We start from the raw sequence: 19,281 nt of genomic DNA on the forward strand, positions 1-19,281 counted from the left end.
AATCATTTATTCAGCGTCTAGTAGATGACAGGCCGTATAGTGCGTCTCAGTTCCCGACTTTTGCAGTTGTGGTTTCCTTATTTCACAGTCACTCCATGCAAATGGACAACGTGTATGGAACGGGCACCCTTTAGGCGGATTAGATGGACTTGGCAGCTCTCCTTGTAACACAATCCTCTCTTTCTTCGCCCTAGGATCAGGTGTTGGAACAGACGACAGGAGGGCTTTCGTATAAGGATGCTTTGGGTTTTCGATCAGTTCTTCTCGCGTCCCCTCTTCTACAAGATGACCCAAATACATCACACCGATTCGGTCAGATATAAAGTCCACAACACTCAAATCGTGAGCAATGAACAAGTACGTTAACCCTAGTCTCTCTTGTAAGTCTTTAAGTAGATTTAAAATTTGAGATTGGATGGATACATCTAGTGCTGATACAGGCTCATCAGCGATGATTAGCTTAGGCTCCAAGGCTAATGCTCTCGCAATCCCAATCCTCTGACGCTGCCCCCCACTAAACTCATGAGGATATTTCCCTTTAGCTTGTATGGGTAACCCAACAAGGCCAAGCAATTCATCTATCTTTGCTTCTTCCCCTTGTTCATAGTGATAACCGTGAATTCTCATTGGTTCTGCGATAATCTCTTTCACCGTCATTCTAGGATTCAGGGAAGCATAAGGGTCTTGGAATATCATTTGAAAGTCTTTTCTCGTTCGTTGGAGTTGTTCGCGAGAAAGGGAAGATAGCTCTTCACCTTGGAAAACGATTGTTCCATCAGTTGGGTCTAGTAGCTGCATAATCAACCTACCCGTTGTGGACTTTCCACACCCTGATTCTCCAACAAGTCCATAGGTTTCCCCTTCTCTTATCGTAAGGGTTACTCCATCTACAGCTTTTACGAGTTGCTTCGGCTTTCCGAGCCACCCTTTGTCGGTTACAAAGTGTTTCTTAAGATTCTTGACTTCAAGTAACGGTTTGCTCATGTCGCTCCTCCTCTCGATTATGCAACCAGCAACGATTCTTCCCGTCGAAAAGAGGAGGCTCTTCTTCAAAGCACTGCGCCTCTGCCACTGGACACCGATTCGCGAATTTACACCCTTTAGGTCGTTCTTCAATAGAAGGAACTTGTCCCTCGATAGATTGTAAACGAGACATTCTTGTTCCAAGTCTAGGAATAGAACGAAGCAGCCCTTTCGTGTAAGGATGTTTAGGCTGTTCAAATATTTCGTACACATCACCTTGCTCAACAATTCGACCAGCATACATGACCGCCACTCGATCGCACATTTCTGCAATGACGCCTAAGTCGTGTGTAATGAAGAGGATAGAAGTTTGTTTTTCCTCGCTCAGCCTTCTCATTACATCTAAGATTTGAGCTTGGATGGTTACATCAAGCGCGGTAGTTGGTTCATCTGCAATCAGTAATTTCGGTTCACACGCCAACGCCATGGCAATCATCACTCGCTGTCTCATTCCACCTGACAGCTGATGTGGGTAATCCTTCATGACTTCTTTCACCCGAGGGATACCAACTTGTTCGAGCATTGCCATAGCATGTTGCTTGGCCGCTTTCTTTGTATAATCCATGTGCTCTTTGATGGCTTCTACCAATTGCTTCTCGATGGTCATAACAGGATTTAACGAAGTCATCGGTTCTTGAAAGATCATGGATAATTCATTTCCCCTGATCTTCCTCATCTCTTTCTGGGAAGCAGTTCGTAATTCTTGTTCTTGATAGGATATAGACCCACCAGTAATCCTACCTGGTGTGTCTTGTAGCAACTGCATAATGGAAAGAGAGGTTACACTTTTCCCACTACCGGACTCTCCCACCAGTCCAACAACCTCCCCAGGGTATAAGTCTAAATCTACACCTTCCACGACTGGTATTTCCTCTCCATCGGCATAGAAGCTTGTACGTAACTGATTTACTGATAACAGTGGAGTCATCATGAAAGTAGACCTCCTTCTATTCGCTTACTTTCGGGTCTAATGCATCTCTTAAACCGTCTCCAAGCAAGTTGAAAGCAAGTACAGTTAAGAATATGGCTAGACCAGGAAAGAATGTGACATGTGGTGCTTGATTTAAATACTCACGACCTGAACTTAGCATCGCTCCCCATTCAGGAGTTGATGGGTCAGCCCCGAGTCCAAGAAAACTCAATCCAGCCGCGATTAAGATGGCTGAACCAATTCGCATTGTAAAGTAGACGATCAACGTGGAGAAGGTACCTGGGAGAATATGCTTCCATATGATTCTGAAGTGAGATGCTCCAAAGGATTGTGTCGCTTCAACATAAAGAGTAGACTTGATCGACAAAGTTGTACTCCTAATAATGCGAGAGAAGACCGGAATGCTAAATATAGCTACAGCTAATACGACGTTCAGTAGACCTGGGCCTAAGATGGCGATAATCCCGATTGCTAGAAGCATGCCAGGAAATGCGAGCAAGACATCTGCGAATCTCATAATTGCACTATCAACCCAACCCCCGAAATAACCACTAATGATTCCAAGGGCAGTTCCAAGTAACGCACCTATTAGAACAGAAGAAACACCAACAGATAAGGAAATCCATGCACCACTTAGTATTCTGCTGAATATGTCTCGCCCGAAAGCATCTGTACCTGCGATATGTTCAGCTGAAGGACCAGCTAACATGGCGTTGTAATCTGGAGCATTTGGCTCATATGGAGCTACAAAAGGCCCCACAATGGCAATTAGGAATAATAGGATAAGGAAGACCCCTGCCCCAAACGCTACTCGTTGTTTTCTAAATGACCGAGCAAATCGTTGAAACGGAGTTGTCGTTACTTCTGTGGGTGATTCTGTTGTTTGCTGCAATGCTGCCATTATGTCCCCTCCCCGTATCGAATTTTAGGATTTAGAAAGCCGTATAATAAGTCTACAAGTAGATTAATCAGCAAGAACTCTAAAGAAAAGAGCAGGATCTCAGCTTGAATGACAGGATAATCCCGAGCGGTAATTGAGTTAATTAATAGTCTTCCAAGTCCCGGCCAACTAAAAATCGTTTCTGTAATGATGGACCCACTTAATAAGAATCCGAACTGTAAGCCAGCCATTGTAACAACAGGTATCAATGCATTACGAAGACCATGACCATTCACGACCTTTATCTCAGATATCCCCTTTGCTCTCCCAGTCCTTATGTAGTCTTCTTTCAATACATCCATTACAGAAGAACGAGTAAATCTAGCTATTATAGCCGCTACTCCAGCCCCCAACGTAATAGAGGGAAGTATGTAAGATTGTATGCCGTCTATACCACCTGTTGGAAACCAGCCAAGTTGGACGGAGAACACCTGTATTAAGACGAGACCTAACCAGAATGATGGAATGGAAACCCCTGATACAGCTAGAAACATAGAAAGGTGGTCTTGCCATTTATTTCGTTTCACTGCAGCTATGACCCCAATTAACAACCCAAATAACAAAGCCCAAAACATACTCGCAAGCGTTAACGTTAAAGTAGGAATAAACCGTTCCTTAATCATGTCGATTACAGGACGCCCACTCACAATTGATGTGCCCAAGTCACCTTGCAAGAGATTAGACATGAAACTGCCATATTGTTTATACAACGGGTCCGTCAACCCATACTTCTCTTGTATACTTTCAATCTCTTCTAGCGTTGCATCATTTCCAGCAATAATACGAGCAGGGTCACCTGGAATGAAATGAACAAACAAAAAAGCGATGATTGAGATGACGAACAACAGTGGAATCATCGTCACAATTCGTTTAGCTGAATACTTTAGCATGAATCCGTCCACCTACCTTCTCATTATTGACATAGGAAAAGGTTGAGCAAAGATGCCCAACCCATTCATTATGGAGAAACAATTTCTGCATTCTTCAAGTCCAATACTCCGGATGGAAGCATATCCACACCTTGTACATAATCACGACTGCCGTAAATCATATCTGGTACAGCAAGGAATACCCAAGGAGCGTCCTTCCATATGATTTCCTGAGCTTCAGCGTAATACTGTGCTCGTTCTTCGTCATCTGCTGTTTGCAGCCCTTTTTGCAGGAGTTCATTCACCTGTTCATTGGCATAATAAGCGGTATTATACGCTTGTGGTGGGAAGGAATTCTCACTAAATAGCGGACGCATTCCCCAATCCGCATCTGCTGTAGAAGGAGACCAACCCCCGTTATACAACTCAAGTTCCGCGTCTTCTGGGTTCTCTACGCCCCAAATGTTGTCGTTAAGTGTTCCACCTTCCATCGGAACCACATTCAACGTAATTCCAACTTGAGACAATTGCTGCTTATAGAACTCCATCATCTTCTGTTTAATCGAGCTTGTTCCACCCCAAATTGTTGTTTCAAATCCATCAGGATAGCCCGCTTCAGAGAGGAGTTCTTTCGCTTTCTCAGGGTCATAAGAATACGTATTCTCTTGTTCAGAATAATGCTGTGTATCTGGTGCAATTGAAGATTTCAATGTTGTTGCATACCCGTTATAGACCACTTTCGCATAAGCCTCTTTATCGATGGCATAGTTCATCGCTTGGCGTACTTTAGGATTGTCGAAAGGTTCTTTCATCGTATTCATAGATATGTAACGAACAAGCAACCCTGGTTCATTCTGAATCGTTATTCCATCTTTATCGTCTAGGTCTTCTACTTGACTAGGTGAAACTGAAGTTACGTAATCCACTTCTTTCGTTTGAAGCATCGCGACACGAGACCCACTCTCCGGAACGACTTTGAACGTGATTTGTTCAGTCTTCGGGAGCCCTTTCTCGCGGTAATCTTCATTCTTCACAAGTGTGACATGATCGCCGCTTTGCCACTCTTCAAATTCGAAAGGTCCTGTTCCAACTGGCTCTTGGCCGATGTCCTCAGAATTCTCAATCGATTTCGGACTAATCATTGCAGCAGCTGGGTGAGCAAAGTTGTTCGCCATTGCACCAAATGGTTTCTCAAGAATCACTTTCACCGTGTATTCATCCACGACCTCTGTTGACTTTACCAATTCGAACAAGCTACTTCTTCTCAACTGTGCATCAGGGTCTGTTAAACGGTCTAAATTCGCTTTAACAGCCTCCGCATTGAAGGGTGAATCATCGTGAAACGTAATGCCTTCCTTCAGTTGGAATGTAAATTCAGTAGAATCTTCATTCACTGAATAATCCTTAGCTAATACCGGGACGATGTTCAAGTCCTCATCAAATCCTAGTAATCCTTCAAGCATGGCAGATTGTGCAGAATACGATTGGTTGTCGTTCGTATCATGCGGGTCCATACTTGTGAAATTACTCTCAACCCCAATGGTAACCCCTGATTTGTCACTAGGAGCGGAGGAGTCAGATGTTTCACCTGAGCCACTCGAGCTCGCTTCATCATTACTTGAGCATGCTGCTACTGCGACAAGCAAAAGTAATGAGAGAGCTGAAAATTTTATTAATTTCTTCATATCATACTCCCCTTTGTTTATTGATTGCTATGTACCTATTACTATGTCTATAATAGATTTCAACAATTCTTATCAGTTTAGTATGGATTGTATTACAGCTTTTCCCATAGTGTCAACCTAAAAAACTTGATAAAGCGTATCTACGAGGAGGAATACATATATGACAGCGTTAATTGGAGTTTCCGGAAGTATCATCATCGACCAAGACGGAAGGTTCCCAGGTTATAAACGGGCTTATGTGAATGACGACTACATTCAATCTGTGCTTCGAGCCGGGGGGATTCCATTTATTCTACCCGTATTAGAATCGGAGGAGGCTGTGCGTAAGCAAGCGGAGGCAATGGATGGATTAATCTTATCAGGTGGACAAGATGTGAACCCTCTCCTCTATGGAGAAGATCCAAAACCAAAGCAAGGTGTGCCTTTCCCAGAACGCGATAGATCTGAAGCACTGTTAGTTGAAGAAATGCTGCGACAAGGGAAACCAATCTTTGCAATATGCCGAGGTCTTCAACTATTAAATGTCGCCCAAGGCGGTAGTCTTCATCAAGATTTATCTTACGTTAGTGAGGATGTAGTGAAGCACGACCAGTATGGGAAGCCATCGATGGAGACTCACCGCATATTTACAGAGCCAGACAGTTATATGGAGCACACTTTCGGAAGCGAAACGTTAACGAACTCCTTTCACCATCAAGCCATTAAGTCCGTTGCTCCGGGATATAGAGCCACAGCGTTTGCATCCGATGGAACAATTGAAGCAATTGAGCTTGTGAATGGTAATCCATTCGTAATCGGAGTTCAATGGCACGCAGAAATGATGTCTCTAAATCATGAACGGATGCAACGACTTTTCAACGATTTTGTCGAAGCTAGCTTGACCCGAAAAGCCGAGTATATCGCTTAATACATTAGGATCCCGGTGAATAAACTGTTAATTCAAAAATATCTTGCAATTCAATTAACTCTCCTGTATTGTAGAAGTCAAACTTATAAGGAATAACCATTCTTATCTAGAGAAGCTGAGGGATCTGGCCCTTCGAAGCTTCAGCAACCGACCCATTCGTGGTAAAGGTGCTACTTCCAGCAAGCGACAAATCGCTTGAACGATAAGAAGAAGGTGCGGATTGCAACAGTAAAAAGCTCTTCTTCGGAAGAGCTTTTTTTATTTTATTCGGAAAGGAAGTTAGACGATGAGCAACCATCATATACTGACAAAGCTCGCGCAAACAGGGAATCGTTCTGAAACTACAACAGGAGCCGTGAATCCGCCCATTTACCTCTCCACCGCTTACCGCCATGAAGGGATTGGGCAGTCTACTGGATATGATTACACACGCACGGGCAATCCTACTCGTGCTGTGTTGGAACAATCAATTGCGGATTTAGAAGGGGGAGAATCAGGGTTTGCCTTCAGCTCCGGAATGGCAGCCATTCAAGCTACATTTGGACTATTTGAACCTGGTGATGAATTCATCGTCACTCAAGATGTGTATGGAGGGTCCTATCGACTATTTGAAAACCAACTCAAGAAATCAGGTTTATCCTTCAATTATGTGAATAGCTCAAACCCAAAGGATTTCGAACAAGCAATCACCGATAAGACGAAAGGTTTCTTTATCGAAACACCAACGAATCCACTTATGACAGAGATTGATGTACAACAAATGAGTGAAATTGCTGCTGAACACGAATTGCTACTTATCGTTGACAACACCTTCTACACCCCATATTTGCAGCGACCAATTGAACTTGGAGCGGACCTTGTCATTCATAGCGCGACAAAGTATTTAGGCGGGCATAATGATGTGTTAGCAGGACTAGTCGTATCAAGACATGAAGCATTAAGTGAACAACTAGCTTCTGAACAAAATGCAACAGGTGCGGTACTATCTCCCTTTGACTGTTGGCTATTAATGCGCGGAATGAAGACACTTGGTTTACGCATGAGTCAACACGAAGAGAACGCGAAACTGGTCGCTGCCTTCTTAGAGCACAATCCATATGTAACGGACGTCCTTTATCCAGGGCAAGGTGGCATGCTTTCGTTTAGAGTAGAATCAGAAGAAGCCATACCGATACTCTTGGAAAGCTTTCGCCTCATATCGTTTGCAGAGAGCTTAGGTGGCACTGAAACGTTTATCACTTATCCAGCAACACAAACCCATATGGATATCCCAGAAGAAATTCGCTCGAACTATGGAGTCTGCAATCGCTTGCTACGTCTATCAGTTGGCCTTGAATATAGTGAGGATTTAATGAAGGATTTGAAAGAAGCTTTAGAAGCAGCTCATAAAGGAGTTGAAGTGCATGAGTAACTATTCAACGCAAACAAAGCTCATCCACAATACGTATTCTGTGGATGAGACGACAAATGCAGTCAGTGTACCCATCCAACAAGCCTCTACTTTTCATCAGAATGACTTTACAAAGTTTGGTCGCTATGACTATGCTCGCTCAGGAAACCCTACACGCGAGGCACTCGAGTCCACCATTGCGCAATTGGAAGGGGGATCACATGGTTATGCCTTCGCATCTGGCATGGCTGCAGTGTCTACAACGCTCATGATGTTCTCGAAGGGCGATCACCTTATAGTCTCTGAAGATGTGTACGGCGGGACATACCGCTTTGTGACTGAAGTCTTATCACGCTATGGCATTGAACATACATTTGTGGACCTAACGAAGCTTGATCAACTGAAGAAATCCTTTCAACCAAATACGAAGGCGGTGTATATCGAAACACCCTCGAATCCTCTATTAAAGGTCACCGATGTTTCTTCCGTCTCTGAACTAGCTCATGAACACCATGCCTTATCGATTATAGATAACACGTTCTTAACTCCTGTTCTGCAACAACCTCTCTCGCTCGGCGTCGACATCGTCATTCATAGCGCAACGAAGTTTCTTGCAGGGCATAGCGATGTTGTGGCAGGCCTTGTTGTTGTAAACAACGAGACACTGGCTGACCGAATTGGCTTTCTCCAGAATTCATGCGGCGCTATTTTAGCTCCTCATGACAGCTGGCTTGTCATGCGTGGGATGAAGACCTTACATGCTCGATTACGTCAATCTGTAGAGTCAACTGAAACCATCGCAGCTTATCTCAACCAGCACCCGTTGATTAAGAATGTCTACTATCCTGGTTTACCTAGCAATCCGTACTACGACGTCCAGAAGAAACAAGCCGTTAACGGCGGCGCTGTTGTTTCCTTTGAACTGGTGAATGGAGAAGCAACTGAAGCATTTGTTCAACACCTTCAACTCCCTGTATTCGCCGTTAGTCTCGGTGCTGTCGAATCGATTCTCTCCTACCCAAGAACGATGTCTCACGGGTCAATGCCTGACCAAGAATGCGACGCGCGGGGAATTACGAAAGGACTTCTTCGCCTCTCCGTTGGATTAGAAAGTTGTGACGAGTTAATTGCCGATTTCGAACAAGCACTTGCTTCAACAACACTTAGCCATGTATAAGCATTCAGGTTGTAGGATGTATGGGGACATAGAATTATCATTTAAGTAGATTAAAAAAGAGGCGAGACCCACATATCGGTCTCGCCTCTTTGCTATGCTTCCATGGCTTCTTTCAATTTCCCAAGCTGCTGGTCGAATTCTTCCATCGGTACGAATCGAGCTTTACGGAACATCTCTTTCCCTTCTGCAAATACAATCATAACCGGCACCGTGAAGATGGAGTACTCTCCTGCAATTTCAGGTAATTCATCTGCATTCACATGAACTGCAGCTACACTTGGATATTTCTCTTCTAATAATTCTTCGACCTGTGGCAGCAATGCGTGGCATACGGAGCATTGGGTTCTAGAAATATATAAGAGAGATAAATCGTTCTGTTCTTTCATTTCATTAATAGCTTCTATTGTTTGTACATGGTTCATTTCATCTACCTCCAGGGGTATTAATGTTACTTCCATCATATAGGAATCTGGAGGTTCATGCAATGGGACTGCTCATCGCTATTGAGAGCTCTGATAACCTTCTTCAAACGGTTGTACGACGACGAATCCTTCACCGCTAAACTTCATCTGTATAGACTCCCCGCTACCGCGACCGACAAACGTTTTGAGCGAAATATCTGTCTTGAATTCAGGCTCTAAATGCTCAGACCAAGCCACCGTAGCATTAGGATCGGTAATTACAGGCTTATTTGGAGTAACACGTAGCGTCAAGGGTTCATAGTGAGAGGTAATCGCCACCATACCTCTACCCTTAAGGTGGACGTTGAACAATCCCCCAGATACCATTCCGGCAATCTTCTTCATAAATTTAATGTCCCATTCAATTCCTGGTTCAAAGGCAAGTAAGTCATTTCCATTCACAGTGATCCCTTCATTCTGCAATTGAAGGATGGTAATCTTCTTTCCTTGGTCAGCCAAGTACAACTTACCTTCCCCTCTCGCCTTCATGAGAGAGCTCCCTTCATCCGTGAATGCTTTCTTGAACATCTTGCCTAATCCATGTTCGAAAATGCCCTCACGCTCGAATTTCATTTGCCCATCATACGAAATCATAGAACCAGCTTTCGCCCATACTTCTCCGTCTAGATTAACTTCCAACACACGTGGTGTTTCTAATTCAAAGTACCCATTCTCTTGTTCGTCCTGTTCCGTCTCTCTTAGAAATTCCCCTAGTGAATATTTACTCATTGCTTCTCCTCCTCCCAATCCCTTACAAGATGTATTCCCTATTCATTCGCCTTCAGTTAGAAAAAACCTCCCTATTCGTAATAGGAAGGCAGCCTCACTGTATGTCTTCGTAATGTTTCGTTAGGGCAACTACCATAGCTCCCATCCGTTCGTGTTCTGGAGAAACCACACGCTGAACTCCTTCGTGGAATAAAGCACCAGCTGTAACTTGACCTACAGCAGTGGCAACTACTTTGGAATGGAACGCATCTAAGACACCTTCCAATGCATCCATTTCACGTACAGCCGTGAAAAATTGACGAACTTGTATGGCACTTGTAAACAGGATGGCATCCACTTCATGGCTTACCATTTCCCGTACAAGTTGCTCAACAACAGGCTGTTCTGGCGGTGTATGTTCATAGGGCAACAAGAATGTTACCTCTGCCCCCTTTTCTTTAAACCATGATACTAAATCAGGGGCATTCTCCCCGTGAAGTTGGATTCCTACTCGCTTCCCATAGAATGAAATCCCCTCTATTTCTGAAGTCAATCCATTTAACGTACCATCTGAGGAACTGACTACTGGTTGAAGGTCTAACTTCTTTAATGCTTGCTTTGTTTTATACCCACGAGCGGCAATTGACGTATTTGTTAATAAATCAAGAAACGCATCTTCGAGGTTATGCTCCCTCGCAATAGTGAGACTTGTTTCCACACCAATTCCCGTTGTAAGTACAACCCAATCGGGCGGCTCTTCTATGAACCCTCTAAGCTGGGTAACAACTTTTTCCTTTGGTGTGAATACCGTCCCTTGTGTAGAGCGGACAATCGGAACTCCTCCCTGCTTTTCTACTAATCGGCTCATTTCATCGGTTTTTCGTGTCGCGGCGATTGCAACTGTCTTACCAAGTAGTTTCGTCATCCCGGTCCCCTCCTAGCTCTAGAACTCTTTCCCAAATATACGCTTGTTGGTTCGTATCTATGTATTCTGCTTGTGCGGCTTCGTGCAACCAATACCGCTGTTCATGTTTTGATATCGGAAGTTCATGGATATAGGCTCTAAATTCTCTCAGAAATTGTACGTACGCTTGGTATCGTTCATCATAGGCCTCTCCTAGCTCTTCCTTTATCCTTGCTGCAAGAGATGGGCTCGCCCCATTGGTAGATACTGATATCGTTAAATCTCCTCTCTTTATAGAAGAAGGGAAATGTAGATCGCTCTTTCCCCCATTATGAACCGCGTTGACCAACTGATTCTTCCCACACCATGAATGTATCTTGTTATTTTCAGCTTCATCGTTCGTAGCAATCACAACCACGAAAGCCCGGCCTAAATCTTCAAATTCGACCTTTTTACGCTTCCATATCACTTCTCCTGCATCTGCAAGGGCATAGAGTTTATCACTTACCTCAGGGCTTATGACGGTAACGCACGCTCCAGCTGTCAGGAGCTTTGCAACACGTTTCGTGGCAATCCTACCACCCCCGCACACCACACACACTCTCTCATTTAGCTGAAGCATGACAGGTAGATGAGTCACTACATAACCGCCTCTTCAAACTGCTCCAAGGTTTCTTGAACCCGCTGTTCCAATACAGCTTCTAGCTGAGGATGCCCATTCAAAGGTTCCGTCCGCCTTAATTGTTGCCATTCACCTATGTATTCATCTATCTCGTGTAGTAAAGTACCAGAGAACATTAGATAAGGAATGACTAGAATGGGCCCATTCGTGCTTTCCAAAGCTCCAGCAATCCCTTCTTTAAATGTAGGGGTGGCGGCCGCTAGATAGCACTGATGGATACATGGTACACCTAATCGCTCCTTTGCCTCATTCGCAATTGAGTTCAACGTGGCGAGGGCATCCGGGTCACTACTTCCTCTGCCCACTAAAATGTAAGTCGTATGAAGCAGCTCGTCTGAAGAAATGGATTCTAGGATGCGCTCAACCACGAGCTGACTCATCCCATGATGGCCGCCTAACGGCTTGCCATATTGAATTCGAACGTGTGGATAAGGTTTCATCGCTGCTTCGAGCAGTTCGGGTACATCTTTCTTCGCATGTCTTGCTTCTAGAAGAAATACAGGCATGACCGCAATATCTGTTGCTCCTCTTTCGACAAGACGTTGAATACCTTGTTTGATAGTGGGCTCAGCGAGTTCGAGAAAGCAAACTTCTTGAAGAGGAACATCCACTCTTGCCTTCACCCGTTCGATGTAGTGAACCGCATCATGACGAGCAGAAGCAACTCGACTTCCATGACTAATATAAAGTACACCTTTCATACTAAATCCCCCCTCTACTGAGCTGTACTAATTTCTTGGGCTGGTTTCAGTTGTTCAAACCATTTGATTCTCTCTCGATATGCAACAACTTCACCTACAACGATCATAGAAGGATTCATGATAGAACTTTCTTCTACATCTTGAGCAATCGTCTCCAGCGTGCCAACGAGCGTTTCTTGCATTTCAGTCGTCCCCCAATGAATGACTGCTACCGGTGTTGATGCAGGGCGGCCATGCTCTAGGAGGAGTTGACTAATCGTAGGTAATTCGGAAACCCCCATATAGATTGCTAATGTATCGACCCCTTGAGCAAGGTGCTTCCATTTCTTATGATGGTCTTCCCCTTCGCGACGGTGTCCTGTGACGAATGCCACAGAAGCGCTCGCTTCCCGATGTGTCATCGGTATCCCAGCATAGGAAGGTGCAGCCATTCCAGCCGTTATACCCGGCACAATCTCAAATGGGATACGATTCGCAGCAAGTACCTCTGCTTCTTCACCACCGCGCCCAAAGAGGAATGGGTCTCCACCTTTAAGTCGTACAATGGTTCGCCCACGTTTCGCGTATGACACGAGGGCTTCATTAATGGCTTCTTGTTTCATCGTGTGATGATTGGGAAGCTTTCCACAATAGACAAGTTCCGCTCCTAATTTCGCCTCTTCTAACAAAGATTGATTCACGAGCCGATCGTATAAGATCACATCAGCTCGTTGAATCGCTTTCAACCCTTTCACCGTAATTAAATCTGGGTCCCCGGGTCCTGCCCCAACTAAATATACTTTCCCCAACACAGTTCCCCCTCTATTGTTTTGGTCGGTTCGGATTCATGTGCAGCCCACATTCTGTTTTGTCCATCGTTGACCAGCGTCCAGAACGTAAGTCATATGGGTTGTCAGTTGGCATGGTACACGGGGCACATCCAATTGATGGATACCCCTTGTCGTGAAGATCATTATATGGAAGGTCTTGCTCTTTGATATACGTCCATACATCGTCCCATGTCCAATGAATAAGTGGACACACCTTCACAGAGCGAAATCGTTCATCTTTATTTACGAACTCTGTCGCCCGCCGTGAAGGAGACTGCTCTCTCCGAAGACCTGAAACCCAAGCGGTCGAGCCAGACAACGCTTCTTCCAATGGCTTAATCTTTCGTATATAGCAGCACTGATTGGGTTCTTTCTTCCATAGCTCATCCCCATGTTGGTCAGCTTGTTGCTGAACAGTTAATTCAGGCTTCTTCATCACAATGTTCAACTTTGGAAATCGTTCCTTCATTCTTTCAATTAATTCATAGGTCTCCTGAAAGTGAAGTCCTGTATCCAAGAATACAATCCGAGCGTCTTCCTTAATTCTAGCGATCATATCGATGAGAACAATTCCTTCAGCTCCGAAGCTACATGCATAGGTTAACTCTTCCCCATATTCACTATATGCCCAATCGAGTACCTTCTCGCTTTCTTCGACGATGGACTGACTACTAAGATTGGTAAGCGGATTCCCCTGCCACTGTTCATACGTTACCGTTGCCATCCTTCTCCCCCTCTTCTCTATATAAACGTAACTGAATTGACCTAGTAAGACCTCTTTAAACAAATAACCTCTCCACCAGTTTCGATAAGGAAGAGAGGGTCAACAACCGCACATTCCTTCTTATCTTGTGTGTAACTGGATTTGGCACAGCGTTCATAAGATGAACCCGCTGCCGAGACTTCTTCGGGCCGCTCCCTCCATCTCTCTTGATAAGAATTTTCTGTTAATTATTCTATTTGAATTCAATCCTAACTATTCCAGTATGAATTGTCAATTATATTGAGCCGGTTTTTATAAAATGAATAAAACGCCTATATTGGATAGAAGGGTATAAAAAAAGCCCCTAGTAGCTAGGGGCTTCTCGTCGACTTATTAACCAATTCCACAGGAAAGGGTGCCGTTCTTTTGGAAATATTTCTGGTGATATTCTTCAGCTTCATAGAATGGTTGCTCAGCTGTTACCTCTGTTACAATCTTATTCTTAAAGATGCCTTTTTGATCCCATTCTGAAATTTTCTCTTGAGCAATTTGTTTCTGGTCTTCATTTAGATAGAAGATAACTGAGCGATATTGATGCCCAACGTCCTCTCCCTGACGGTTAAGCGTAGTAGGGTCATGACACTCAAAGAACGTATCCACTAGCTGTTCGTATGTGATTACACTTGGGTCAAACTCAACTTTCGTTGTTTCCGCATGACCAGTCGTTCCTGTCTTCACATGTTCATAACTTGGGGCCTCAATGTTACCTCCCGCGTATCCAACGCGAGTTGCTGTCACTCCATCAAGACGCTCAAAAAACGCCTCTACTCCCCAAAAACATCCTGCTGCAAATAATGCTGTTGCCATAGTAAACTCTCCTTTTCCTTAACGAAACTTCTTTCGAGAGCAGACATGGACACAAAACGTGTATAAAAAAGACCCCCTTCTCACGAGAAGGGGGTCGTATGTGTCGTCCGTACGATCCTCTCATCTCCCAAGATTCTTCAATCTTGCAGGATTTGGCACCGTTCACATTGTACATCATGTACAATCGATGGTTGCCGGGCTTCAAAGGGCCAGTCCCTCCACCTCTCTGGATAAGAAGTTTTCGTTATTAAGTTATTTCTCATTTTACATACTTTCATTAGTGAAGTAAAGAATTAAACTCATAGAAGATTAAATTTTTTACCCTTCAATACTTCGCCATAACGTGATGGAGGCATAGCTCTTGTAGGGATCCCAATCGTCGCTCATCTCTACCATCTCTTCCTTCGTCGGTTTACGGTCCATCTGGAAATAGCGCTTCAGTGCATTTTGAACGCCAATATCTGCTTTAGGATATAAGTCCGTTCTACCTAAGCCGAACATCAACCAATTCTCCACTGTCCAAGGGCCAATCCCCCGAATCTTGGTTAACTCTTTCATAGCTTCGTCGTCTGTAAGCGTAGATAACTGTGCCAGATCTAGCTCCCCATCCGCTATTTTTCTTGATGTATCAATCACATACTCCGCCTTCCGTTGACTAAACTGCAGTTCCCTTAACTGTTCATATTCTAAACGGGCTACCCGTTCAGGCGTCGGATAGAACCACACCCCATCCACAAGTTCTCCGAACGTCTGAACAAATCGAGAACTAAGCGTGTAGGCGAATTTCATGTTCAACTGCTGATGAATGATCACTTTCATAAGGCAATCGTAGAGATGAAAATCTTTCACAATAGGAGTCCCAGGATAATCGTTAAATAATGTAGACAGATTCGTCTTTCTAAAATGTTGTTTTATTTGGTCTAAATCCACATCCCATTGAAATAAGTCTTGAATACGATGAAGAAGCAAATCTTTCTCTTCATCATTCTTCGATGAAACCACGAACTCAGGATTCTCTGTAGTACCTGTCCCTTGCACTCGGACAACGTTACGTGACTCTCCTATACGAACGGGTACATCAATCCAACGCTCTTCCTGATTCACAGTTATAATTGGGTCCATCTCTAAACGAACTAATACATGGTCGAATGCATAGCTTCCAGCAGCTCGCACAACCTCTTTCCACATCTCCCTCACCTCCATTCATAGATGTATAACACAGGACCCCCACACTCAAACTTCCTTACGAATTAATGAAAAGGAGATTGAATACAATCATCTAGTGGAAAAGTGAAGAGGAACATTCTATAATTAAATTATCTGAATATTCTACGAGACATACATTATCCCAAGGAGGTTGTCATCATGGATGAAAAACTAATTGTAAATGTAGGAACTATCGAAATCCCTGTAGAACAGCTCGATGAATCCATTCAATTCTACACAGAGATGCTAGGTCTTACCACACTCCAAAAAGGCGAAGAAAGTTGTATGCTTACCTTCAACCAACACGGCGCACCCAATCTCTTCCTCGTAAAGAGCGAACAATTTCAGCCTCTTCACTTTGAAAGCAGTCACATTAAAAACAATTCCATCATCGACTTTTACACAACAGATTTAGATACGTGTCATCGTGTATTCTCTGATGCTGGCATAGAAGTAACCAGCTTAAATAAAACCGATTCTGGTCTTGGTGGATTTGGCTTCAAAGACCCTAACGGGCATTGGCTAGGTATGCATAACGTTTCCAATCAGAGTTAAGGAGGGACGTTCGGTGAGTTCAACTCATTATGGGATTACGAAGGGGAACGCTTCCATGGACATTCTGTTGCACCACTTAGAAGAACGCGGCATTTCCCTTAGCGGGTCCACCGTGTTAGACCTTGCTTGTCGCGATGGTACATTTACCCGACACTTAAGTCAGCTTTGTCAAAGCGTTATAGGCGTAGATGCCACTACTGAACGAATTATCGAACGCACACCTTCTACTCCACACACCCGTTATATTCGAGGGCTTGCCGAACACCTCCCATGTGAAAGGAATTCGTTTGACTATGTGTTCGCCTGGAACTGTTGGGGGTCGTTTGACCGACACAAAGTGCTCTCTGAGATGGATCGAGTGTTAAAGCCATCTGGACGCCTTATCATTATGGAACGACAACTTCCAGTTCAAACAACAGATGCCTTTCCCTTCCATTGGTACGAGGAGTGGAAGAGCGCTTCCTTTAATCTTCAACACGAATGGTCGTGTTCTACTAAGCCCACAGAGCAACTGCACGTCGTAATATTAAAAAGATAACCAGACCTAGGTAAAGGGTCTGGTTATTGTATGCCTGTATAAGGAAGTACATCTCTTGGCAACGCTTCCTTCACCACCAAATAGTCAAGACTCTTAAACGTGTATCCGTCTTGTTTCAGTTGCTGTATCATTTGTTCGAGTGCCAATGCATTATCCCGAGACACGGTATGCAAGAGTATGATTGCTCCAGGGTGAATCTGCTTCAGTACACTATTGACTGCATACTCAGGTCCCTTTTGCTTGTCGGTGTGCCAATCAACAAATGCAATTGACCAAAACATAGTTGTGTAACCCAGTTTATTTGTAATGGCTAACGTTCGACTGTTAAAGGTTCCACGAGGAGGACGGACGTACTGCATCTCCTTCTGGGAAGTAAGCTCAGCTACAGCATCTTCAACAGCTTGCAACTCTTCTTTAATCTTCTGATCACTAGACTCTGTGAAGTCAGGGTGATGATAAGAATGATTTCCTACAATATGCCCTTCATTCACCATTCTCTTTACAAGCTCAGAAGCACTAGTAATGTAATGCCCTGTAACAAAGAACGTCGCTGGTACCTGTTCCTTCTTCAATACATCGAGAATTTGCCCTGTATACCCTTGTTCGTATCCATTATCAAACGTCAGGTAAATCACCTTTTCTCCACTATGATCTACATAATGCCCTCCATGCTTCTCAACCAACTCCCGGTATAGACCTGGGTCTGGAGGGGAACCATCTGTACTCTTCTGATACCCCCACCCATAGGCTGCTACATCTAATGGAGGAACAAGCATTATGAAGAAGACTAGGCTAATGATTAGACGCTTCATCCCATCACCTACTTTTTAAGTAGTGTTTGTCATTAGACGACGTCTATACAGAAAAAGGCCAGCCATTTCTTTGGCTGACCTTGTTTCCTATAAGATAATTGCTGTAATCCATCCGAAGATGAATAATGGAATATTGTAGTGTAAGAATGTTGGTACAACCGTATCCCAAATGTGATTATGACGACCATCTGCATTAAGCCCAGAAGTTGGACCTAACGTACTGTCTGAAGCTGGTGAACCTGCGTCCCCGAGGGCTCCTGCTGTCCCAATGAGTGCCGCAGTTGCTAGTGGAGAGAATCCAACCGCTGTACAAATCGGTACATAAAGGGCCGCCAGAATAGGAACCGTACTAAAGGAAGAACCAATTCCCATCGTAATAATTAACCCGATTAACAGAAGTACAAATGCTATTACTGCTTTGTTATCACCAAGTATGTCAGATGTATTCTCAACCAATACATCGACTGCACCTGTGTCTTTAAGAACAGTCGCATAGCCTGAAGCAACAAGCATAATGAACGCAATAACCCCCATCATGCTAACCCCTTCTGCAACGACCTTATCTCCACGATTAAACGGAACAATTCGGAATACAAACATGAGGATTAAACCAGCGAGCGCGCTCAATACGAGCTGTTGTGTAACAATTTGTACCGCTAATGCGCCTACAATAGCGACAATCGTAAAGAGATGTTCTTTGGTGAAGCGAGTGTCTTTCTCTTCTGCTGCGTTCATTAAGTCAACGGATGCCTCAGACTCAATTTGTCTAGCGTCCTTAGGTTTCCGGTAAGAAATGAAGACTGCAATGAGTAACCCTACAACCATGCCCATTGTCGGGAGAAGCATCGCTTGTGTTACTTCTCCGAGCGCCACTTCAGCACCGTTCTCACTCATCGCATCTCGTATCGTCTTCTGGAAGAGAAAGCCGAACCCAAGTGGAATTGCCATGTATGGAGCCTTCAGACCAAACGTGAGTGCCGTTGCTACACCTCGTCGGTCAATTCGCATCTTATCAAACAGTTTCAACATTGGCGGAATCAAGATTGGGATGAACGCAATGTGAACAGGAATCGCGAATTGAGATAAAGAAGAAATAAATGCAATAGATAAGAGCAATACGATTCGCTTTCCTTTCATCACATTCACTAGGTTTCTAACGAGAACAGAAGTAATCCCAGAATATGCGATACTCACAGCAAACGCACCAAGTAGCACATAGCTAAGTGCTGTATTCGCTTGTCCTCCCATACCTCCAATCAACAATTCAAGTGACTCAACCAAGGTTAACCCAGCCATCAACCCACCAGTTATACCAGCAGCCAAGATGGCAACAATGACGTTTACACGTAGTAAGCTTAATACAGTCATGACCAGTACAGACACGACAACAGACCATGCGATCACTGTCATTAC

At 44.1% G+C, this 19,281-nt stretch carries 21 protein-coding genes and 3 riboswitches; of the genes, 5 read left to right on the top strand and 16 right to left on the bottom strand.

Annotation, left to right across the window (positions count from 1 at the left end; all coding sequences use genetic code 11):
• Positions 1-6: 6 nt before the first annotated feature.
• The 5 genes from H513_RS0106590 to H513_RS0106610 form a co-directional block, all read right to left on the bottom strand.
• Positions 7-984, bottom strand: a complete 978-nt coding sequence (locus tag H513_RS0106590) for an ABC transporter ATP-binding protein (protein WP_026800036.1) — start codon at positions 982-984, stop codon at positions 7-9.
• Complete coding sequence (locus tag H513_RS0106595) at positions 965-1,954, bottom strand: ABC transporter ATP-binding protein (RefSeq protein WP_026800037.1); 990 nt, start codon at positions 1,952-1,954, stop codon at positions 965-967. The genes H513_RS0106590 and H513_RS0106595 overlap by 20 nt, the downstream gene beginning before the upstream one ends.
• Before the next feature lie 16 nt (positions 1,955-1,970).
• Positions 1,971-2,855, bottom strand: coding sequence for an ABC transporter permease subunit (locus H513_RS0106600; protein WP_026800038.1), 885 nt, complete (start codon positions 2,853-2,855; stop codon positions 1,971-1,973).
• Positions 2,855-3,784, bottom strand: a complete 930-nt coding sequence (gene nikB / locus H513_RS0106605) for a nickel ABC transporter permease (RefSeq protein ID WP_026800039.1) — start codon at positions 3,782-3,784, stop codon at positions 2,855-2,857. Before nikB ends, H513_RS0106600 begins: the two co-directional genes overlap by 1 nt.
• Positions 3,785-3,852: 68 nt before the next feature.
• Positions 3,853-5,448, bottom strand: a complete 1,596-nt coding sequence (locus tag H513_RS0106610; protein ID WP_026800040.1) for a glutathione ABC transporter substrate-binding protein — start codon at positions 5,446-5,448, stop codon at positions 3,853-3,855.
• Positions 5,449-5,608: 160 nt separating this feature from the next.
• Here H513_RS0106610 and H513_RS0106615 point away from each other — a divergent pair, with 160 nt between their 5' ends.
• From H513_RS0106615 to metC, 3 genes are all read left to right on the top strand, one after another.
• A complete protein-coding gene (locus H513_RS0106615; protein ID WP_026800041.1) occupies positions 5,609-6,355 on the top strand; it encodes a gamma-glutamyl-gamma-aminobutyrate hydrolase family protein in 747 nt (248 codons plus the stop codon).
• Between the two features lie 99 nt (positions 6,356-6,454).
• Positions 6,455-6,564, top strand: a riboswitch (SAM riboswitch).
• Between the two features lie 77 nt (positions 6,565-6,641).
• Positions 6,642-7,766 (top strand): methionine biosynthesis PLP-dependent protein, encoded by a 1,125-nt coding sequence (locus tag H513_RS0106620; protein ID WP_026800042.1) that lies wholly within the window; start codon positions 6,642-6,644, stop codon positions 7,764-7,766.
• Complete coding sequence (gene metC / locus H513_RS0106625) at positions 7,759-8,922, top strand: cystathionine beta-lyase (RefSeq protein WP_026800043.1); 1,164 nt, start codon at positions 7,759-7,761, stop codon at positions 8,920-8,922. Before H513_RS0106620 ends, metC begins: the two co-directional genes overlap by 8 nt.
• Positions 8,923-9,014: 92 nt before the next feature.
• Here the strand turns inward: metC and H513_RS0106630 are convergent, their stop codons facing one another.
• From H513_RS0106630 to H513_RS0106670, 9 genes are all read right to left on the bottom strand, one after another.
• Positions 9,015-9,344 (bottom strand): thioredoxin family protein, encoded by a 330-nt coding sequence (locus H513_RS0106630; RefSeq protein ID WP_026800044.1) that lies wholly within the window; start codon positions 9,342-9,344, stop codon positions 9,015-9,017.
• Between the two features lie 78 nt (positions 9,345-9,422).
• Entirely contained in the window at positions 9,423-10,112 is a 690-nt protein-coding gene (locus tag H513_RS0106635; RefSeq protein WP_026800045.1) for an AIM24 family protein, read from the bottom strand.
• A gap of 94 nt (positions 10,113-10,206) precedes the next feature.
• Positions 10,207-11,016 (bottom strand): uroporphyrinogen-III synthase, encoded by an 810-nt coding sequence (locus H513_RS0106640; RefSeq protein WP_026800046.1) that lies wholly within the window; start codon positions 11,014-11,016, stop codon positions 10,207-10,209.
• Positions 10,997-11,635 carry an NAD(P)-binding protein gene (locus tag H513_RS19705; RefSeq protein WP_051239728.1) on the bottom strand — a complete coding sequence of 213 codons (639 nt, stop codon included), beginning with the start codon at positions 11,633-11,635 and terminating at the stop codon, positions 10,997-10,999. The genes H513_RS0106640 and H513_RS19705 overlap by 20 nt, the downstream gene beginning before the upstream one ends.
• Positions 11,635-12,378, bottom strand: a complete 744-nt coding sequence (locus H513_RS0106650) for a sirohydrochlorin chelatase (protein WP_026800047.1) — start codon at positions 12,376-12,378, stop codon at positions 11,635-11,637. The genes H513_RS19705 and H513_RS0106650 overlap by 1 nt, the downstream gene beginning before the upstream one ends.
• A 14-nt stretch (positions 12,379-12,392) precedes the next feature.
• Positions 12,393-13,166, bottom strand: coding sequence for a uroporphyrinogen-III C-methyltransferase (gene cobA, locus H513_RS0106655; protein WP_026800048.1), 774 nt, complete (start codon positions 13,164-13,166; stop codon positions 12,393-12,395).
• A gap of 13 nt (positions 13,167-13,179) precedes the next feature.
• Complete coding sequence (locus H513_RS0106660) at positions 13,180-13,911, bottom strand: phosphoadenylyl-sulfate reductase (protein ID WP_026800049.1); 732 nt, start codon at positions 13,909-13,911, stop codon at positions 13,180-13,182.
• A gap of 117 nt (positions 13,912-14,028) precedes the next feature.
• Positions 14,029-14,127: riboswitch (SAM riboswitch) on the bottom strand.
• A 156-nt stretch (positions 14,128-14,283) separates the two neighbouring features.
• Positions 14,284-14,757 carry a peptide-methionine (S)-S-oxide reductase MsrA gene (msrA, locus tag H513_RS0106665; protein WP_026800050.1) on the bottom strand — a complete coding sequence of 158 codons (474 nt, stop codon included), beginning with the start codon at positions 14,755-14,757 and terminating at the stop codon, positions 14,284-14,286.
• Positions 14,758-14,874: 117 nt separating this feature from the next.
• Positions 14,875-14,994: riboswitch (SAM riboswitch) on the bottom strand.
• 81 nt (positions 14,995-15,075) lie between these two features.
• Positions 15,076-15,945 (bottom strand): DNA-3-methyladenine glycosylase family protein, encoded by an 870-nt coding sequence (locus H513_RS0106670; RefSeq protein ID WP_026800051.1) that lies wholly within the window; start codon positions 15,943-15,945, stop codon positions 15,076-15,078.
• A gap of 177 nt (positions 15,946-16,122) precedes the next feature.
• On the opposite strand from H513_RS0106670, the gene H513_RS0106675 reads away from it, so the two are divergent.
• Positions 16,123-16,518 (top strand): VOC family protein, encoded by a 396-nt coding sequence (locus H513_RS0106675; RefSeq protein WP_036769408.1) that lies wholly within the window; start codon positions 16,123-16,125, stop codon positions 16,516-16,518.
• Positions 16,519-16,531: 13 nt separating this feature from the next.
• A complete protein-coding gene (locus tag H513_RS0106680) occupies positions 16,532-17,056 on the top strand; it encodes a class I SAM-dependent methyltransferase (protein ID WP_026800053.1) in 525 nt (174 codons plus the stop codon).
• A gap of 23 nt (positions 17,057-17,079) precedes the next feature.
• On the opposite strand, the gene pdaA is transcribed toward H513_RS0106680, so the two are convergent.
• The gene (gene pdaA, locus H513_RS0106685; protein ID WP_026800054.1) at positions 17,080-17,868 is read right to left on the bottom strand and encodes a delta-lactam-biosynthetic de-N-acetylase; all 789 of its coding nucleotides are present in this window, start codon (positions 17,866-17,868) and stop codon (positions 17,080-17,082) included.
• A gap of 87 nt (positions 17,869-17,955) precedes the next feature.
• Complete coding sequence (locus H513_RS0106690) at positions 17,956-19,278, bottom strand: Na+/H+ antiporter family protein (RefSeq protein ID WP_407946596.1); 1,323 nt, start codon at positions 19,276-19,278, stop codon at positions 17,956-17,958.
• Between the last annotated feature and the right edge of the window lie 3 nt (positions 19,279-19,281).

The organism is Pontibacillus halophilus JSM 076056 = DSM 19796, from assembly GCF_000425205.1.
GTDB lineage: Bacteria > Bacillota > Bacilli > Bacillales > BH030062 > Pontibacillus_A > Pontibacillus_A halophilus.